Below are 17,229 nucleotides of genomic sequence, written 5' to 3'. Positions count from 1 at the left end.
GATTTTGCACCTGACATCTCTTGTTTTTGTTGCGAATAATTATCTTTGCGGGAAGTAATATTAAAATATAGAATATGGAACAGAATGGCCTTTTTCTGCTTGCTTTGCAGCAGATACACGATTTCCCCTTTACGCGGCGTAATGAAAGTCGTTTCATTACCCCCGAACTGGGTTTTGTGCGTTCGGTAGAGGGGATGGAAGAGATTTCGGAATCTATACTGATACCGGGAAAACCCTATCGGCTGACCGAAGGAAGGATTGTTTATATCCGGTCGGGGCATATCCGTGTCCGTATTAATCTGCGTGAGGTGATTGTTTCATCAAACCAGTTAGTGGTCACATCGCCGGGAGCTGTGCTTGAGTTTGTGGAAATGCCTAAAAACATAGATGTTACCATGCTGACTTTTGTCGATGATTTTATGGAAGGTTGGCAGAAAGAGCCTTTGCTGCACGCTTACTTGCAAGGAGGAATTTTCTTTGTTGTCGATTTGAATGAAAAGGAGCGGAAGCGGTTGGTTATGTTCTTGGATTTGATTTGGGACGTGTTACACGACGAGCCTTTCCCGCGCGATACTGTCCGGAGTCTTATTTCCGCTTTGTTTCGTCAGATGGAAGTGTGTTATCATCGCGATGCTACGGTGTCGCGTCAGGAACATACCCGTCGGGAAAAACTTTTCAACAGGTTTATCAACCTTGTTAATAAGTATGCCGTTTCTGAACGGAACGTATCGTTTTATGCAGATAATCTGTATCTTACACCTCGCTATCTGAGTACGGTGATTCGGGATACCAGCGGAAAAACCGTGATGGACTGGGTGAATGAAGCTGTTATCCAAGAAGCCAAGTTGCAACTTTGTTACACCGATAAGTTGGTTTATCAGATAGCAGACGACTTGAATTTTCCGAACGCTTCGTTCTTTTGCAAGTTTTTCCGCCGCATAACCGGAAAAACGCCTTACGAGTATAGAAAAGAGAGGTCTAAATAAGGTGAAAAACGCTACCCATAGAACGGAGTAATTCTATGGGTAGAACCGGTTAACGCTACCGCATGGGATGAGTAACGCTAACGGTTGCGTTTTCCGGGGGTAATCCGAGCACTTCCGCTACCTCTGTCTGGGCTTGGAAAACGTTTCGGCTATCTCTTTACGCAGGCTGCGCCAACCGGGTATCTGTTTTAATTCGCGGCGTATGGGGGCATCGTATAGCAAAAATAAAAGAAACAGCAAGATGCAGCCGTAGATAGCCCAACCGTAAATCTGTTTGACGCTGATTTCCATCATTTGTGAGATGAATCTCTCTATGTAATCGCCGGATATAAAAGCGTTTTTCCCTAACGAAGTATGATTGATTGCCGCCCCGTAACGGGAAATGTTGTCGGATACGTAATACGACAGTCCGCGGGTGTACAGGGCAGCTCCCATTACGCCGCCTACTATCATGTGCAGCATGTTGAATACGCTTAGGGCTTGGAAGAAATGCTGAAAAGTCATGATTTCTTCCAGACACGTCATGAAAGTTGCGCTCAAAATGGCGTATGCAAAGCCGCGGCACAAGGTAGGAAGGTAAAGTTGAGACAAATGGATGTCTGATGACACGGTGAAATAATACCCCATTAAGTAACAGCCTATACCCGCTATCCCGACAATAATAAGGCGCAGGTAATTGAACCGTTTTACGTGCATCCACCAGTAGGCAAACAGGCATCCGCCGATTACGCCGATGAGCATCATCCAATCTAACTGCACGCTGACGGTTTCCTCGTATCGCATTACATCAGAGTAAAACACTTCTTCCAATACATGTTCGGTGGCGAGCAATCCTTCGACCACCGTTATCAGGAGCAGTACAGGGATTAAATGCCGATATGTCCACATCTTTGGCTCGAAAAAAGGATGACGGATGGAGCACATCCGCCCCACGCAAACCGTCAGTGTAAGCACGATGACTACGGCAAGCCGGCAGATAACCGGACTGTTCCACCAGTCGTACCAATCGGCGTAGTTGAAGAAATACGCCACTTCCAATAAAAAAGCAGACCAAAGCACTGCACCCAACCAGTCGATGCCGAATAGCGGAAACTTCTTGATAATACGGAAATGGCGGATACAGGTATGCAGTACCAGCAAATCGACTACCATGATTCCGGCAATAAACCAGTGCATGTAACTCCAGTGGAAATAATACATCAGATATACCGAACAGAGGTCGGACGCTTGCATACTGCCCAATATAATAATGTGAAGCATGGGAAAGAATACGGTGAAGTCTCGCTTCGGCGTCATCCAAAGCTGGATATTCGACATACATTCGAAAGTTCCCTGAATTTTGCAGATACCCTCCACGAAACATATCGCCCACAAAAGCGGCAGAAACCTGACGTGTGGAGCTATCAGGTTGCAACATAATACTCCCGTTGCCGCGGCTATCAGTAACGTTTTGTTCGTAAAGCGGAACTTCATGCGGAACAATAACGGAAAGTAGATTGCCATTCCCGCCAAATTTGCATAAAGACACATCATCAGGTCTTCACGCATCAAGGCAGTTTCTCCCATCATTTGGTTCAGTGTGCCCAGATATAATCCCCCCGAAAGCTGGAAAGTAATAGCAAAAAAGGCATAAATCCACGGCTGAATCTTGCGAGGCACGAATGAGCGGAACATCGGCATCGTAAAAGGGCCGTTTAATACAGGCGCTCCCATACGTGTACTTAATATTTAACTTTACATTCTACATTAAATCCGGCACGCAAGCGTTTCAGCAAGGCGGCATCGTTGTTCTTCAGGCTGATGCGCACCGGAACGCGCTGTTCTACCTTTACGAAATTGCCGGTGGCGTTATCTTGAGGAATCATCGAAAAGGCAGCTCCCGTAGCGTCCGAGATAGATTCTACTGTGCCTGTGTAAGTCACACCCGGAACGGCGTCGGCAGTCAGCTCTACTTCAGCCCCCTCCTTGATATGCGAGAGTTGTGTCTCCCGGTAGTTGGCAATAACCCAAAGGTCGTTGCTGTCCACAATGTCCAGCATGGTTTGTCCGGGTTGTACCAACTGACCTTCGTGGATGTCTTTATGTCCTGTTACGCCGTCGCACGTAGCAAGGATGACCGTATACGAAAGGTTCAGCCGCGCCAACTCGACGGCCGCCTGAGCCAGCCGTATGCCTGCTTCGTTTTGTTCCAACCGGTGAGCCTGTTCATCTTTAATCAGCGACGTAGACCGTTTGGCGCGCGAAAGCTGTTCGTAGCGTGCTTGGGTGGCTTCGTACGCAGTCTTCACATTGTCGTACTGCTGACGGGTTACGGCATCTTCCTCCAACAGCTTTTTGTAACGTGACAGCTCGCGCTGCGCATTCTCCATCCTTACGCGGACTTCCTCGATGCTTGCATCGCTTACGCTTAAATTATTCTGCGTGGTAGCGATGCCTACCGTTGTGGCTTGCCGTCCCGACAGCGCATTGGCCAAGTCTGCTTCTGCTTGCGCCAACCGTAATTTAAATTCGGTATCCTCAATGATGAGCAAAGTATCTCCTTTCTTTACCGGCCGGTATTCGTCAAAATAGATTTTCTTTATAAAACCCGCTATCCGGGTATTGATAGGAGTGATGTGTTGTTTTACTTGAGCATTATCGGTATACTCTACTCCCGGATGGATGAAACGCGAACATACATAAATCAGTCCGATTGCCAGCAAACAGATGATGATGCTATTGTAAGTCAGTTTTTGAATCTTTCTCGTAGTCATGGTTTGTTGTTTTTTAGTTTATAGCGTATGGGTAATGTATTTCATTTTATAATAGTGATAAATAACATTGATGCGTGCGTTGACCAATCCGAGGTCGGCACTTAGTTTGGCGTTGCTCGCATCAAGCATATCCGTAAGCAGGGCAAGTTCGTTCTGATACCGGTTATTGGTTACGCTGTAATTCTCGTTGGCAAGTTCCACACGCTTTTCCTGCGTCCGCAGGTCGGAATACGCCGTTTGCAGGTTCGTATAATTTGCCTGCACCGCGTTTTCTACCTGTTCTATGGTGAGCCGGTGTGTTTCTTGCGCTTTGCGTACGTTCAAACGGGCTTGCTTTAACTTCCGGTTGTTCTTAAATAATGATGAAATATTGTATTTCACCCCTATGCCTACATACCAATAGTTGAAGTTATTATCCAATACGGGCACTTCAATGGTTATCGGCCCGTCTAAATGTTCGGCTGCCACGAGTGCTATTTGCGGTAATCGTTCCGACCGCTCCTGCTTAACTTTCTGTTCATTGATTTGGACTCCCGTTTGTGTCTGCTGCAAAGTCAGATTGCTTTTGCCTGCCATGTCCTGCCATTGCTGTTCGCTCAGCGTTTGTATGGGAATGTTGACGAGTGTTGAGTCTGGTATGATTTTAGTCTCACGAGGCAGATGCAGGGTTGTAACCAACTGATGGTTCAGAATCTTACATGCGTCTTTTACTTGCGTGAGCTGCTGCTTCAGTGTCTCTTTTTGCAGTTCATAGCGGGTAATGTCGTTTTTAAGCGCCGTACCCTGCTCGCGGCGTGCCACCATGTTTGCGATAACTTGGTCGGTCAGCTCGATATTCTTTTCCAACACATAGCCCTGATTCTTTAATTTGTAGAGGTCTAAATAATATCCTACTAACAGAAAACGAATATCCTGCCGGTTCTTTTGTTGGTCGAGTTCGGCTATCAGTTTGTTTAGTTCGGCCAACTCGATGCCACTGTTAATGGCGCCTCCGGCGTAAATAACCTGTTGGGCTTCGAGTGCGAAATTATTGCCGAAGTGAGGCATCTCAATTTTCGTTGCATTGCCGAAGTCCCTGTCCCACAGCCTGCCGTTCCCCCAATAGCTGGCAGAAACAGACAGGTTGATGTCGGGCAACCGTTGTGCTTTGGCAGCTTTCAACTGTTCGTCGGTGGCCTCTTTGCCCGTTTTGTAAATCCGGATACTCTCACTGTTTTCGTCGGCAAGACGAAACATCTCTTCAATGCCCATCACACGGGGCTGGGCATACAAATACAAACTGCATAATGCTGTGTAACATAGCATTATGAGTCGCTTTTTCTTGCTCATAAATAAAAATAAAAAGTAAGTGTTACAGAAAAAATAACTTGATGTGTGTACAGACAGGATGCCGATAAGCTGGGACATGAACCCCCTTCCGGAAAAAATTTCTCCGAAGTGCGTATCATACAAAACGCCCGACCTGTGCAGGCTTTTTGCATCCAATCAAATGTATGAAAAAAGAAACCGGTGGAGATTAAATTTGAGCCGATGCTCCCCATGCGTGGAAGTCATGGATTTTGTTTTTGTACACTATTTGATAGTCGTAGTTATACGTTTTCATGGTTTCTTGTATTGTATTTCCGACTGCAAAGTTAGAATTTCGACCGATAAGTTGTAATCTTTAGGCTTGCTTGTTTTATTACTTTTTAACATACAGCCTCTGAAATATATGGGGAAATTCCCCTCCGGTTTGCCCCTAAAAACGCAACCGTTAGTGTTGACCAACTCTTGCGGTAGAATCAGGTAATTCTATTCGAAAGACTCAGCCACTCTATGGGTAGCGTTTTCGTTTTTTCAAACTTCCTCTTTTACAGGCTTTTACAGGAATGCTTTCTTTAGTAACAAGAAATGCGCTATCTTTGCACCTCGGCTATTTGCCGGAAACTTTGTTGTCGATTGATTTATGGAGAAAAGAACTTTACATCCGCTGATGCTTGCCGGAACGGGTAGCGATGTGGGAAAGAGTGTGCTGGCGGCAGCTCTGTGTCGTATATTCAGGCAAGACGGATACCGTCCTGCACCGTTTAAGGCGCAAAACATGGCGTTGAACTCATACGTTACGCCCGAAGGCTTGGAGATAGGCAGGGCACAGGCGGTACAGGCTGAGGCGGCGGGTATTCCCTGTCATACGGATATGAATCCGATTTTGTTGAAACCTTCCTCGGACAAAACAGCGCAAGTGGTGCTGAACGGACGCCCCATCGGAAACCGCGATGCTTACGATTATTTCCGTGTAGAAGGTAGGGAGCAGTTACGCCATGAGGTTCATGCCGCTTTCGACCGCCTTAACACCCGGTATAACCCCATCGTGATGGAGGGGGCGGGAAGCATATCCGAAATCAACCTGCGCGATACGGATTTGGTGAATATGCCGATGGCTCGTTACGCCGGTGCGGATGTATTATTGGTGGCAGACATCGACCGTGGCGGCGTATTTGCCAGCGCATACGGTTCGGTGGCTCTTCAAACTCCCGAAGACCGCCGGCGGATAAAAGGAATCATCGTCAATAAATTTCGGGGAGATTTGCGCTTGTTTGAGTCAGGCGTAAAGATGATGGAAGACATTTGCGGCATCCCTGTCTTGGGAGTCATCCCCTACTACAAGGATATTTATATCGAGGAAGAAGATGCGTTAGACCTCCAAACGAAACAGTTGAATGCCGTACAAGGGAAAGTCAACGTGGCTGTGGTGCTGTTGCGTCATTTGTCAAACTTCACCGATTTCAACGTGCTGGAGCGTGACGAACGTGTAAACCTTTACTACACCAACAATACAGACGAACTGGCGAAAGCCGATATCATCCTGCTGCCCGGTACGAAAAGCACCCTCGATGATTTGTACGAACTGCGCCGTAACGGGGTAGCCCACGCCATTTTGGAAGCACGCCGTAACGGAGCCACCGTGATGGGCATCTGCGGCGGATACCAGATGATGGGGCAGGTGGTTAGCGACCCTGAAGGAATAGAAGGAAGCCTCCGCTCGTTGCCGGGCTTAGGCCTGCTGCCCGTTGAAACGGTGATGGAAGGAGAAAAGGTTACGCGCCGGGTGAACTTCGCATTTCCGGCAGGTGCGGATAACCGCTGTACAGGTTATGAAATCCATCAGGGAAGAACCGTTCCGGCAGAAGGAGAGGAGCAAAGAACCTTTATACAAACATCGGAAGGACGGAAAGACGGCTGGATGGCAGACCGGAAGTGTTTCGGAACATATATTCACGGCATCTTGGATAATCAGGCAGTCATCGACTGGCTGTTGGAACCGTATGCCGATAAACTTCAGAAGACCGTTTTAGACTATTCTGCCTATAAAGAAGAACAATACGACAAGTTGGCGGCTCACGTGCGGAGCCATCTCAATCTGTCTCTTTTATACCAAATACTGACAACCCATGATTAACGGACACGGAGACGATATTTACGCTTATCCCGGCATAACTTCTAACTTCAGTTCGAACGTACCGGGCGGAGTGAACCACGACGGACTGAATCGTTATCTTTATGAGAATCTTTCTTGCATCCGTTCTTATCCGGAACCGGAACCGCGCTCGCTGGAACGGGAGTTGGCTTCGTTTCACGGCGTCATGCCGGAAAATGTATGTGCAACTAACGGGGCGACGGAGGCAATCTACCTGATAGCCCAAGCCTACCGTAACAGTACGTCGGTGATTCTTGCGCCTACTTTCAGCGAGTATGCCGATGCATGTAGGCTTCATCTCCATACGGTGCGTTCCCTGTTTTCGCCCGACACCCTTCCGGCCGAAGCTGCATTGGTCTGGCTTTGTAACCCAAACAACCCGACGGGTGAGGTTATCGACCTCCGGCGGCTACGGAAATGGATAGAGACGCATCCCCGTCATCTGTTTGTTATCGACCAGTCTTACGAAGCCTTTACCGATAAACCGCTCTTCTCGGCAAAGGAAGCGGCAGATTATCCCAACGTACTGTTGCTTCACTCCTTGACGAAGCGTTTCGCCGTGCCGGGACTGCGCATCGGCTACGTAACGGCTCATCCGCTGCTGATTGACAAGCTGCGCAGTAACCGGATGCCGTGGTCGGTCAATGCGCTTGCCATTGCCGCCGGACATTATTTGCTGCATCGTGCCGAGGGAGATTACGCACTCGATGTATCTGCATTGTTAAGTGAGCGGAAGCGGGTGGCGGAAGCCTTGCTCAGCGTTGGAGGCATGGACGTGTGGGAATCGGATACTCCCTACATGTTGATATGCTTGCGCAGCGGGAAGGCAGCCGCCTTGAAAGAGTTTTTGGCGTTAAACCACGGCATCCTGATTCGCGACGCTTCTAATTTCGAAGGGCTGGACGAGCGTTTCTTCCGCATTGCCGTACAGACTCCCGAAGAAAATGACCGACTTGTTAATTGCATAAAGGAATGGATGTATACTTATTAAATACGTTGCTTCCGCTGATAGCCGGATGGGTGTTGGATAAACTTTTGGGTGACCCAGCGTGGTTGCCTCATCCGGTGGTGGGTTTCGGAAAGCTGATTTCATGGTTTGAACGGCGGTGGAATCGTGGAAAACAGAGAAAAACGAAAGGGACGGTTGCGGCTTGCCTGCTGATTGCCGGTACATTCTTTGCCGTAGCGGTGCTGCTTCATGCCTGTTTCTCATGGAATCGGTGGGCGGGAATCTTGGTTTCTGCCGTGGGTGTGTTTTATTGCTTGGCGGGAAAGACGTTGGCAGACGAAGTGCGGATGGTGTTTGTGGCAGCCGACCGCTCGGTGGAAGACGGGCGGAAGCAGGTGGCTCGCATCGTGGGACGCGACACAGCCACCCTGACAGGACAGGAAGTGCGTACGGCTGCTCTTGAAACCTTGTCGGAGAACCTGAGCGACGGCGTTATCGCTCCGCTGTTCTGGTATTTGGTATTGGGGCTTCCGGGGATGTTGGCATATAAGATGGTGAATACGCTTGATTCGATGATCGGATACAAGAACGAGCGGTACCGCGACTTCGGTTGTTTTGCCGCCCATGCGGATGACGTGGCGAATTACTTGCCTGCACGACTTACCGCACTGCTGATGGTTGTGGCTTCAGGAAGGCTTTCTCTTGTGAACTTTGTGCGGAAGTACGGAAATAAACATGCCAGTCCCAATTCCGGTTTCCCGGAGTCGGCACTGGCAGGAATATTGGATTGCCGTTTCGGTGGTCCTCACGACTATTTCGGCGAAACGGTATATAAGCCTTTCATAGGTGAGCATGAACGCACGCTTACTACTGCCGATATGCGCCTTGCCATTCGTATTAACCGCCGGGCAGAAGGGATGATGATAGCCTTCATGGTGGCAGTGTACGCTGTTCTCCGGCTCGGCTTCGGTCAGTAAGACGCTCCCGCGTTGATGCCTGCCTCTTTCAGCAAACCCACGATTCGGTCAAGCTCCTCGTGCGATGCCTTTTTGAGCGACAAGTCAGGCGTTTCACGGTCGATGGTGTAAATCATTACCTGACGGGGCGCAATTTCTTTCACCGCCTCCAGCCACGGCAATACATACTTGTCTGATGTATTATCCACGTCTTCCCCTTCGTCGGTCGTCCCCTTTAAGAACATGGTTTGGATGATGAGATTGCCTTTAAAAGCCTTCATCCCTTCTATGATGCTGCTTACATCGTAGCCACCTGTCGGACGATCTACTTTACGGATATAGTCGATGTCTACCGTGTCCAACTTTAAGATGTTATTGTCTATCTTGTTCAGCGCATCAAATACCGCAGGCTTGTGGATAAAGGTAGAGTTACTTAACACACTCACTTTGGCATTCGGGAAATACTTGTCGCGCAGTGCCAGCGTGTCGTCGATAATCTCCGGGAAATGCGGATGCGCGGTAGGCTCCCCGTTGCCGGCAAACGTCAGTACGTCGGGCGCCACACCTTCAGCCTTCATGCTCGCCAGCCGGTGTTCCAATGCTTCGCTCACCTCTTCGCGGGTGGGCAGTTTCATCTTCGGGCGATGGTCTTTGTTATATCCACACTCGCAGTAAATGCAATCGAACGTACAAAACTTTCCGTCTGCCGGAAGAAGATTGATACCTAACGAAATCCCCAGTCTCCGGCTGTGTATCGGGCCGAATATGGGAGAAGGATAAATAACAGTTGACATAATATTTGTTTTTTGAATTGACAGTTTATTTACTGAGTTCGCGCGAGCGTTCGCCCAAATACCCCCCGTGGTGACGTTTGCTGTACTCTTCGATGGTAAATCCGGTACGTTTCATGGTCTCTACCACCAGTATGTCGCCGATAACGGTCATTACCGTAGTCGAGGTGGTAGGCGTCATACCCAGTGCGCAAACCTCGTCGGGATGTCCCGTAGCCAGACAGATGTCGGCAGCGTGAGCCAGCGGACTGTCCGGATTTCCGGTGATGACTATCTTTTTCAGCGTAGCGTCCAGATGTTGGGCAAGCTCGGTCAGTTCAACGATTTCGCGCGTTTTTCCCGAATTGGAAATAAGCAGCAGCAAGTCATTCTCTTGCAAGATGCCCAAATCTCCGTGTTGCGCCTCGCTGGGATGCAGGAAAACGGCAGGAATACCCGTCGAACAGAAAGTCGTGGCAATGTTCATGGCAATTTGTCCTGCCTTACCCATTCCGCTGGTCACCAGTTTCCCCTTTTTACGGTGTACTTGTTCCACTATCAGCTCTACGGCCTGTTCGTAAGCCTCCGTTACCGGAATGTTTAATACAGCCTGCGCTTCCCGCTGCAACAATTCTTTAATGGATGAAATCATATCGTTTTCTATTTAGTAAAGTGGTCAGTTAATTGATATAGTGAATTTTCTCTTACTTTTTAATGCTTTGAATTATAGATGGTTAGCTTTTTAGGGTAAACAGGTAAAACGCAACCGTTAGTGTTACCCGGTTCTACCGCATGTTTTGCTTGACGCATCCGCTTAGGTTGTATCATTCTAACCGAAGCGTTTTTTAAAGGTTTTCAAGGCATGTCTGGTCTTGCAGTTTTTATTTGTCGAGCATACCGGTAAGCTCTTCGAAACTGTTTGCTGTCTGGAAGAAATTCGATAAAGGCCGATGGGCAAAATGTTGCGATTCCAAGCCTTTTAAGAAATCAAGTAATCCGTTCCAAAAGCCGCCGATATTATAAAATATTACTTTCTTGCTGTGATATCCGATGGTAGCGGAAGCGATGACATGGAATACCTCGTCCAGCGTACCTACTCCGCCCGGCAGCGCAACCAGTATCTCCGATTCCTGCAACATCAGGTCTTTGCGGTCGCTCAGGTTTACGGTGTGGAACGTTACGTCCAGTAATTCGCTTACAGCCCCTTTCTCTTCCAGTTTGGTGGGCACGATACCCATAATCATTCCGCCTTTTTCCTTTGCTGCACGCGCCGTAGCCTCCATCAAACCGCAGTTCGAGCCGCCGTAAATCAGCCATTTCCGATGTTCTCCCATCCATGCGCCCAGCTCTTTTGCCTTTTCCATGAATAGGGGGGCGATGTCATCGGAAGCCGAGCAGAATATTCCTATTTTATTCATAAGCGTTCGGGTTTATTTGTTTTTGCGAACAAATTCGTATACGCTGCAAATATCTGCATTTTTAATAAAAAGACAATACTTATTTATGTAATTTTGCCGTCGCGAATACAATTCAGAGAAAAACGATGGCATATAATACATTTACCTTTTCTAACGGGTTGCGGTTAATCCATGCTCCGAGTCCGACTAACGTGGCATATTGCGGCTTTGCCGTAGATGCGGGTACGCGCGATGAGTGGTCGGGCGAGCAGGGAATGGCACACTTCGTAGAGCATCTTATTTTTAAAGGTACGAAGAAACGCCGTGCGTGGCATATCCTTAACCGCATGGAAAACGTGGGCGGCGACCTGAATGCTTACACCAATAAAGAAGAAACGGTAGTGTACAGTGCGTTTCTGAAAGAACATTTCGCCCGCGCCGTGGAATTGCTTGCCGACATCGTGTTCCACAGCACGTTCCCGCAGCAGGAGATAGACAAGGAAGTAGAAGTAATCATTGACGAGATTCAGAGCTACGAAGACAGTCCGGCGGAACTTATCTTCGACGATTTTGAAGAACTCATCTACCCTGACCATGCGCTGGGGCGGAACATCCTCGGCAAGCCCGAACTGTTGCGCCGTTTCCGCAGCGAAGATGCCTTGCGTTTCGTAAACCGTTACTATAAGCCTACGAACATGGTGTTCTTTGTGCAGGGCGACATCGACTTCCGCACGGTAGTCCGCACCGTGGAACGTGCCGTATCGGATATTCCTTATGCCGAGGTGGAAAACTACATCCGTCAGCGCCCGTTGCCTTATTCTCCCCGCTCGCTGACCCTCGAAAAAGATACCCATCAGGCACACGTGATGATAGGCGGACGCGGATACGATGCCTACGACGAACGTCGCACAGGACTTTATCTGCTGAATAATATTTTGGGAGGCCCCGGAATGAATAGCCGTCTGAATGTAGCCTTGCGCGAGCGTAGAGGCTTGGTGTATACGGTAGAGTCGAATCTTACGGCATATACCGATACGGGGACTTTCTGCATTTATTTCGGTTGCGATACGGCAGATGCCGACCGCTGTATCGACTTGGTGCATAAAGAGCTGAAGAAACTGTGCGATTGCTCGCTGACATCGGCACAGCTTGCGGCGGCAAAGAAACAAATCATCGGACAAATCGGTGTGGCAAGCGATAACTTCGAAAACAACGCCCTCGACATGGGGAAATGTTTCCTTCACTATAAAAAATACGAAGACAAGACAGAGGTCTTTAATCGCATCGACAGTCTTACCTCCTCTCAGTTATTGGAAATAGCCAATCAGGTTTTTTCCGATTCGTACTTGTCTACACTTGTCTATAGATAAAAAAATAATCCATTTAGTCTCAAATTTTAAACACTTGGCCCTTGTTGGGCTACATATAATCCGTTTTTTCGTACTCTCTACTTTGTATTTTTTCTTTTTAATCCTTTTTTTTGTAATAGATTATGATGTTGAATATTCGTAAATCGGTTTGAAAAATAATAAATGTACGAATTGAAAAATATACGAATAGACAAATATCGTAATCGGTAGCTGCCTTAACTTTAGGACAAGAAAAACACAAAGTAAATTATGGAGAAACTATTTTATACGATGGAAGTCGTATCAGGTGTCGTTTGCTTGGTTTTGGCTTTATTTTTACATTTCTCCAAAGTTCCTGAAGGGGAAATGTGCAAGCGCAACAAGCGAGGACGGGTTTATATTGAAGTGGCTTATGTCTTTTTAGGTATCGCTTCATTGATTGTAGCAGGTATTGACAGTGGGCAAATATCGTCTATGGAATACATGAAAACCTTTTTTATTCAGGGGATAGCTCCTCTGCAGGTCTTACTGTTCGCATGGGCGTTTATTTATCCTATTAGTGCCAGTAAGCAGATAAGGCGCTTTATGCAAAAACAATTTGCATTTACTTTATTGCTTTTTATCGCTAATCTCATTTACTACTTTTCGTTGGGCGGGAAGCCTTATACGTGGCCCGCTTACGTGTTGTTGGGCTGTTATATTGTTCTGGCAACGGTTTATATACGGATATTCATGCGGGTTTCAAAGCGATGGCTCACACGTCATCCCGACCGCGAATCCATTATGCGGAAAGATGTTTATCCGCTGTGGACAGGTATTTGCGTTTTAGCCGGACTTGGGGTCGGGATCTGTTTATATCCCGACGTAATTCTTCAATTTGTCTTTACGGCGATTTATACGGCATTTTATGTGATGCTGGCTTTGCAATATCACAATTATGCTATATCTAATTTCCAATATCCCAAAGAAAATGTAACCCTTAAACCGACAAAAGAAATCTATTCCTCAGAAGAAAAACCGATAATCCAATTAACAATAGATTCAGATACTATGGATAGCCAAAAGTTGAAGTACGAAAAGATTGATGAGAAATTGGCACGTTGGAAGGCTGATAAAAAGTTTCTCCACGCCGGAGTAACCATTCAAGATTTGAGTAAAGAAATCGGAATAAACCGTACTTATCTGTCTAATTTTATCAATGAAACGTACCACACCAATTTTAACACTTGGATTAATGGCTTGCGAATTGATGAAGCAAAACATCGCATTATCATGTCGCCGGAAGCGAGTCTGGCTGAGATTGCCGAGCAGGTAGGGTTTGCCGACCTTGCCCACTTTAGCAAACAATTTAAGTTGAAAGAAGGTATTTCTCCCTCGTCTTATCGGAAAGAATTGAAAGAATTAAAAGAAGCAGCTGCCGGATGAGCTGCTTCTTTGTTTTTTAAAGAGTATCTTTATTTTTACGCTGTACTATACGTGTTCCCGGCGGGACACTTTCTGTTACCCAGATGTTGCCTCCTATTGTAGCTCCTTTTCCGATGGTTATCCTGCCCAAGATGGTGGCATTGGAGTAAACTATCACATCGTCTTCCAGTATGGGATGGCGCGGGATTCCTTTAATCGGGTTACCTTGTTCGTCAAGCGGGAAACTTTTTGCTCCCAGCGTTACTCCCTGATACAATTTTACATGATTGCCAATGATACACGTAGCCCCGATAACCACACCTGTTCCGTGGTCTATCGTGAAGTGATGACCTATCTGTGCGCCCGGATGAATGTCTATTCCGGTTTCCGAATGTGCCATTTCCGTAATGATTCGTGGGATGAGCGGAACATTTAGCATATAAAGCTCATGGGCGATACGGTAATTTGTTATGGCGCGGATAACGGGATAACAGCAGATGATTTCTCCGAAGCAAGTAGCTGCCGGGTCACCGTAATAAGCGGCTTCGACATCGGTGGCAAGGATGCGGCGCATTTCCGGCAACCGGCTGATGAACTTGGCTGCCAGTTCGGTTGCTGTCTTCCGGCAGGGAGTATCCCCGCATTCCTTGTTACCGTTTTCCACTCCAAAGCACAGCCCTGCCTGAATTTGTTCAATTAACAGGGCAAACAGTTCTTCTACATTCACTCCGATGTGATACTTCATGGTCTGGCTGTGAATGGTAGGATTTCCGAAATATCCCGGAAAAAGAATGGCTCTCGCTAAATCTACTATTTTACAGAGCGACCGTCCTGACGGGAGCGGTTCTCCGTCTTTGTACTGATGAAATAATCCTTGATAAGAGCGGCAGTCGGATAGTTCTTCTACCGCTCTTGTCACTGCTTGTGTGTAATGATGAGATGTATCCATAACCGTGTTTAGTTCTTGTCGGCCAGTGTAAAGTCGAGTTGTTTCTTCTCTAAGTTCGCACGGGCTACTTTAATTTTCACCGGGTCGCCGAGGCTGAATTTCCGGTGGCTTCTGCGTCCGATGAGGCAATAATTCTTCTCATCAAATTCATAGAAGTCGTCATCGAGGTCGCGCATCGGAATCATGCCTTCACATTTGTTTTCGTTGATTTCGGCATACAGTCCCCATTCCGTGACTCCGGAGATGACAGCATCGTATACGTTTCCGATGCGTTCGCTCATAAATTCCACTTGTTTGTATTTCACCGAAGCCCGTTCAGCGCTGGCTGCGGTTTGTTCCATAGCCGAGCTGTGTTCGCACAGCGATTCGTATTTGTCTGCCTGAGCCGTACGACCTCCTGCCAGATAGCGGGTAAGCAAACGGTGTACCATCAAGTCGGGATAACGGCGGATGGGCGAAGTGAAATGCGTATAATAGTCGAATGCCAGTCCGTAGTGTCCGATGTTATAAATGGAATACTTCGCTTTCTGCATGGCACGCAGCGAAACCGTTTCCACAAGGTTCTGTTCTTTCTTCCCTTCCACGTCGTTCAGCAGGCGGTTGATAGATTTCGATACCTCCATCTTGCTGCCTCCCGTACGGATTTTATAGCCGAAGCGTGCGATAAACTGGCTCAGGTTATCCAGCTTGTCGGGGTCGGGCAGGTCGTGGATACGATACGGGAATACTTTCGGTTTCTTGTTCTTCGGCACTTTGCCGATGTGTTCTGCCACGGTACGGTTGGCAAGCAACATAAACTCTTCAATCAGTTTGTTGGCTTCCTTCGATACCTTGAAATACACGCTCAGCGGTTTTCCTTTTTCATCGATTTCGAATTTCACCTCACAGCGGTCGAAGTTTATCGCACCGTTTTCCAAGCGGCGTTGGCGTAAGATTTGTGCCAGTTTGTTCAGTTCAAGAATCTCCTCCTTGTAATCGCCTTCGCCCGTTTCGATAATCTGTTGGGCTTCTTCGTACGTAAACCGCCGGTTCGACTTGATAACCGTGTGGCGGATGCGGTAATCCTTCACCACGGCGTTCTCATCCATGTTGAAGATAACGGAATACGCCAGCTTTTCTTCGTCGGGGCGGAGCGAACAGATGAAGTTACACAGCCGTTCGGGGAGCATCGGGATGGTACGGTCGACCAGATAGACCGAAGTGGCACGCTTTACCGCCTCCTTGTCGATGGCGCTTCCCTCTTTCACGTAATGCGACACATCGGCAATGTGTACGCCTACTTCCCACAGTCCCGGTTTGAGCAGACGGATGGAAAGCGCGTCGTCAAAGTCTTTGGCATCTTTGGGGTCGATGGTAAATGTCACCACGTCGCGGAAGTCTTCACGCTCGGCGTAGTCCTCCGGTGTGATTTCTGCCGGAATCTTTTCGGCTGCCGCTTCTACCGACTGCGGATAAGTGTATGGCAAACCATACTCGGCTAAGATGGCGTGCATCTCGGTCGTGTTGTCGCCCGCTTTACCCAGTACATCAATCACCTCGCCAAACGGATTTTTTGCTTCTTCAGGCCAGTCGGTGATTCTGACTACAGCCTTGTCGCCGTCTTTAGCCCCCTTGAGTTTGTCTTTCGGGATGAAAATGTCGTTGGCAAGCGTATTGGTCTCGGTCAGTAAGAAAGCATAGTTCTTGGTAACCTTCAGTGTGCCCACAAACGTGGTTGCAGCATGTTCCAGAATTTCGATAACCTGACCTTCCACTTTTTGTCGTTTGCGTTTGGCGCAAAGTGAGATTTTAACCTTATCGTTGTTCATCGCATGAGCCGAATTGCGTTCTGCAATAAAAATCGGTTCTCCTCCATCGTCGGGGACGAATGAATTTTTTCCATTGCTTTTGCGTTGGAATGTTCCCACCATTACCTGTCCCTTATCGTTCAGGCGGAAGCGTCCTTTTTCCACTTCCACAAGGAAATTGTCTTCTGTCATTTCTTCCACAATGTCGCGGCAGAGCATTTTCAGCGGATGGGTGGTTAGCTTTAATCCTTGAAACAACTGTTTGACAGTGAATGCCTCACCGGGCTTGTTGCGGAAATAACTAACGAGTAACTCTGTTAACTCTTTCTTTTTCATGCGTTTCCCGCCCTTTTTGTCTTTCTTCTTAGTCATGTCGTTTCTGCTTTTAAATGATTGATTTTACAAAGTAAATAAAATAAATGGAATAAGCCGTATTGTATCCGAAAATTCTACCGCTTGCGTTGGTTAAAAC

The 17,229-nt window shown here is 47.6% G+C and carries 14 protein-coding genes; 6 read left to right on the top strand and 8 right to left on the bottom strand.

Going from position 1 to position 17,229, the window contains the following annotated elements; translation table 11 throughout:
* Positions 1–74: 74 nt before the first annotated feature.
* Positions 75–986: a helix-turn-helix domain-containing protein gene (locus M3085_RS07470; RefSeq protein ID WP_191710727.1), complete on the top strand. Its 912-nt coding sequence runs from the start codon at positions 75–77 to the stop codon at positions 984–986.
* A 117-nt stretch (positions 987–1,103) separates the two neighbouring features.
* Here the strand turns inward: M3085_RS07470 and M3085_RS07465 are convergent, their stop codons facing one another.
* Genes M3085_RS07465 through M3085_RS07455 form a run of 3 tightly spaced genes read right to left on the bottom strand, consistent with a single transcriptional unit; the run spans position 1,104 to position 5,068 of the window.
* Positions 1,104–2,699 (bottom strand): hypothetical protein, encoded by a 1,596-nt coding sequence (locus M3085_RS07465; RefSeq protein WP_249052687.1) that lies wholly within the window; start codon positions 2,697–2,699, stop codon positions 1,104–1,106.
* 8 nt (positions 2,700–2,707) lie between these two features.
* Positions 2,708–3,739, bottom strand: coding sequence for an HlyD family secretion protein (locus M3085_RS07460; protein ID WP_191710729.1), 1,032 nt, complete (start codon positions 3,737–3,739; stop codon positions 2,708–2,710).
* Positions 3,740–3,757: 18 nt separating this feature from the next.
* Entirely contained in the window at positions 3,758–5,068 is a 1,311-nt protein-coding gene (locus M3085_RS07455) for a TolC family protein (protein WP_249052686.1), read from the bottom strand.
* Between the two features lie 616 nt (positions 5,069–5,684).
* Between M3085_RS07455 and M3085_RS07450 the strand changes: the two genes are divergently transcribed.
* From M3085_RS07450 to cbiB, 3 genes are read left to right on the top strand one after another with little or no spacing between them, the layout of a single operon-like run.
* Positions 5,685–7,178, top strand: coding sequence for a cobyric acid synthase (locus M3085_RS07450; protein ID WP_249052685.1), 1,494 nt, complete (start codon positions 5,685–5,687; stop codon positions 7,176–7,178).
* On the top strand, positions 7,171–8,187 hold the full coding sequence (locus M3085_RS07445) for a threonine-phosphate decarboxylase (RefSeq protein WP_191710731.1): 1,017 nt from the start codon (positions 7,171–7,173) through the stop codon (positions 8,185–8,187). Before M3085_RS07450 ends, M3085_RS07445 begins: the two co-directional genes overlap by 8 nt.
* Positions 8,169–9,122 carry an adenosylcobinamide-phosphate synthase CbiB gene (gene cbiB, locus M3085_RS07440; protein WP_178257480.1) on the top strand — a complete coding sequence of 318 codons (954 nt, stop codon included), beginning with the start codon at positions 8,169–8,171 and terminating at the stop codon, positions 9,120–9,122. Before M3085_RS07445 ends, cbiB begins: the two co-directional genes overlap by 19 nt.
* Here cbiB and M3085_RS07435 read toward each other — a convergent pair.
* The 3 genes from M3085_RS07435 to M3085_RS07425 form a co-directional block, all read right to left on the bottom strand.
* Positions 9,116–9,895, bottom strand: coding sequence for a radical SAM protein (locus tag M3085_RS07435; protein WP_178257481.1), 780 nt, complete (start codon positions 9,893–9,895; stop codon positions 9,116–9,118). The genes cbiB and M3085_RS07435 overlap by 7 nt on opposite strands.
* 25 nt (positions 9,896–9,920) lie before the next feature.
* Positions 9,921–10,523: an SIS domain-containing protein gene (locus M3085_RS07430; RefSeq protein ID WP_178257482.1), complete on the bottom strand. Its 603-nt coding sequence runs from the start codon at positions 10,521–10,523 to the stop codon at positions 9,921–9,923.
* A 229-nt stretch (positions 10,524–10,752) separates the two neighbouring features.
* Positions 10,753–11,289 (bottom strand): TIGR00730 family Rossman fold protein, encoded by a 537-nt coding sequence (locus M3085_RS07425; RefSeq protein WP_191710733.1) that lies wholly within the window; start codon positions 11,287–11,289, stop codon positions 10,753–10,755.
* 125 nt (positions 11,290–11,414) lie between these two features.
* Here M3085_RS07425 and M3085_RS07420 point away from each other — a divergent pair, with 125 nt between their 5' ends.
* Together M3085_RS07420 and M3085_RS07415 are read left to right on the top strand one after the other, a co-directional pair.
* Positions 11,415–12,638, top strand: coding sequence for a M16 family metallopeptidase (locus tag M3085_RS07420; protein WP_191710734.1), 1,224 nt, complete (start codon positions 11,415–11,417; stop codon positions 12,636–12,638).
* A 249-nt stretch (positions 12,639–12,887) separates the two neighbouring features.
* Positions 12,888–14,042 carry a helix-turn-helix domain-containing protein gene (locus M3085_RS07415; protein WP_239466533.1) on the top strand — a complete coding sequence of 385 codons (1,155 nt, stop codon included), beginning with the start codon at positions 12,888–12,890 and terminating at the stop codon, positions 14,040–14,042.
* Positions 14,043–14,058: 16 nt separating this feature from the next.
* On the opposite strand, the gene M3085_RS07410 is transcribed toward M3085_RS07415, so the two are convergent.
* Together M3085_RS07410 and rnr are read right to left on the bottom strand one after the other, a co-directional pair.
* Positions 14,059–14,970: a serine O-acetyltransferase gene (locus M3085_RS07410; protein ID WP_178257485.1), complete on the bottom strand. Its 912-nt coding sequence runs from the start codon at positions 14,968–14,970 to the stop codon at positions 14,059–14,061.
* Positions 14,971–14,978: 8 nt separating this feature from the next.
* A complete protein-coding gene (gene rnr, locus M3085_RS07405) occupies positions 14,979–17,129 on the bottom strand; it encodes a ribonuclease R (RefSeq protein WP_178257486.1) in 2,151 nt (716 codons plus the stop codon).
* Between the last annotated feature and the right edge of the window lie 100 nt (positions 17,130–17,229).

The sequence above is a fragment of the Bacteroides caecicola genome (assembly GCF_023337095.1).
Taxonomy (GTDB): domain Bacteria; phylum Bacteroidota; class Bacteroidia; order Bacteroidales; family Bacteroidaceae; genus Phocaeicola; species Phocaeicola gallinarum.
The sequence above is the reverse complement of the archived record's forward strand: the minus strand, read 5'-3'. Positions and strand labels throughout refer to the sequence as shown.

Bases quoted from the DNA above. Each gene is read 5' to 3' on its own strand.
- M3085_RS07460 (WP_191710729.1), bottom strand. From the start codon at position 3,739: ATGACTACGAGAAAGATTCAAAAACTGACTTACAATAGCATCATCATC.
- M3085_RS07430 (WP_178257482.1), bottom strand. From the start codon at position 10,523: ATGATTTCATCCATTAAAGAATTGTTGCAGCGGGAAGCGCAGGCTGTA.
- M3085_RS07445 (WP_191710731.1), top strand. From the start codon at position 7,171: ATGATTAACGGACACGGAGACGATATTTACGCTTATCCCGGCATAACT.
- cbiB (WP_178257480.1), top strand. From the start codon at position 8,169: ATGGATGTATACTTATTAAATACGTTGCTTCCGCTGATAGCCGGATGG.
- M3085_RS07455 (WP_249052686.1), bottom strand. From the start codon at position 5,068: ATGAGCAAGAAAAAGCGACTCATAATGCTATGTTACACAGCATTATGC.
- M3085_RS07420 (WP_191710734.1), top strand. From the start codon at position 11,415: ATGGCATATAATACATTTACCTTTTCTAACGGGTTGCGGTTAATCCAT.
- M3085_RS07470 (WP_191710727.1), top strand. From the start codon at position 75: ATGGAACAGAATGGCCTTTTTCTGCTTGCTTTGCAGCAGATACACGAT.
- M3085_RS07425 (WP_191710733.1), bottom strand. From the start codon at position 11,289: ATGAATAAAATAGGAATATTCTGCTCGGCTTCCGATGACATCGCCCCC.
- M3085_RS07435 (WP_178257481.1), bottom strand. From the start codon at position 9,895: ATGTCAACTGTTATTTATCCTTCTCCCATATTCGGCCCGATACACAGC.
- M3085_RS07410 (WP_178257485.1), bottom strand. From the start codon at position 14,970: ATGGATACATCTCATCATTACACACAAGCAGTGACAAGAGCGGTAGAA.
- rnr (WP_178257486.1), bottom strand. From the start codon at position 17,129: ATGACTAAGAAGAAAGACAAAAAGGGCGGGAAACGCATGAAAAAGAAA.
- M3085_RS07415 (WP_239466533.1), top strand. From the start codon at position 12,888: ATGGAGAAACTATTTTATACGATGGAAGTCGTATCAGGTGTCGTTTGC.
- M3085_RS07465 (WP_249052687.1), bottom strand. From the start codon at position 2,699: ATGGGAGCGCCTGTATTAAACGGCCCTTTTACGATGCCGATGTTCCGC.
- M3085_RS07450 (WP_249052685.1), top strand. From the start codon at position 5,685: ATGGAGAAAAGAACTTTACATCCGCTGATGCTTGCCGGAACGGGTAGC.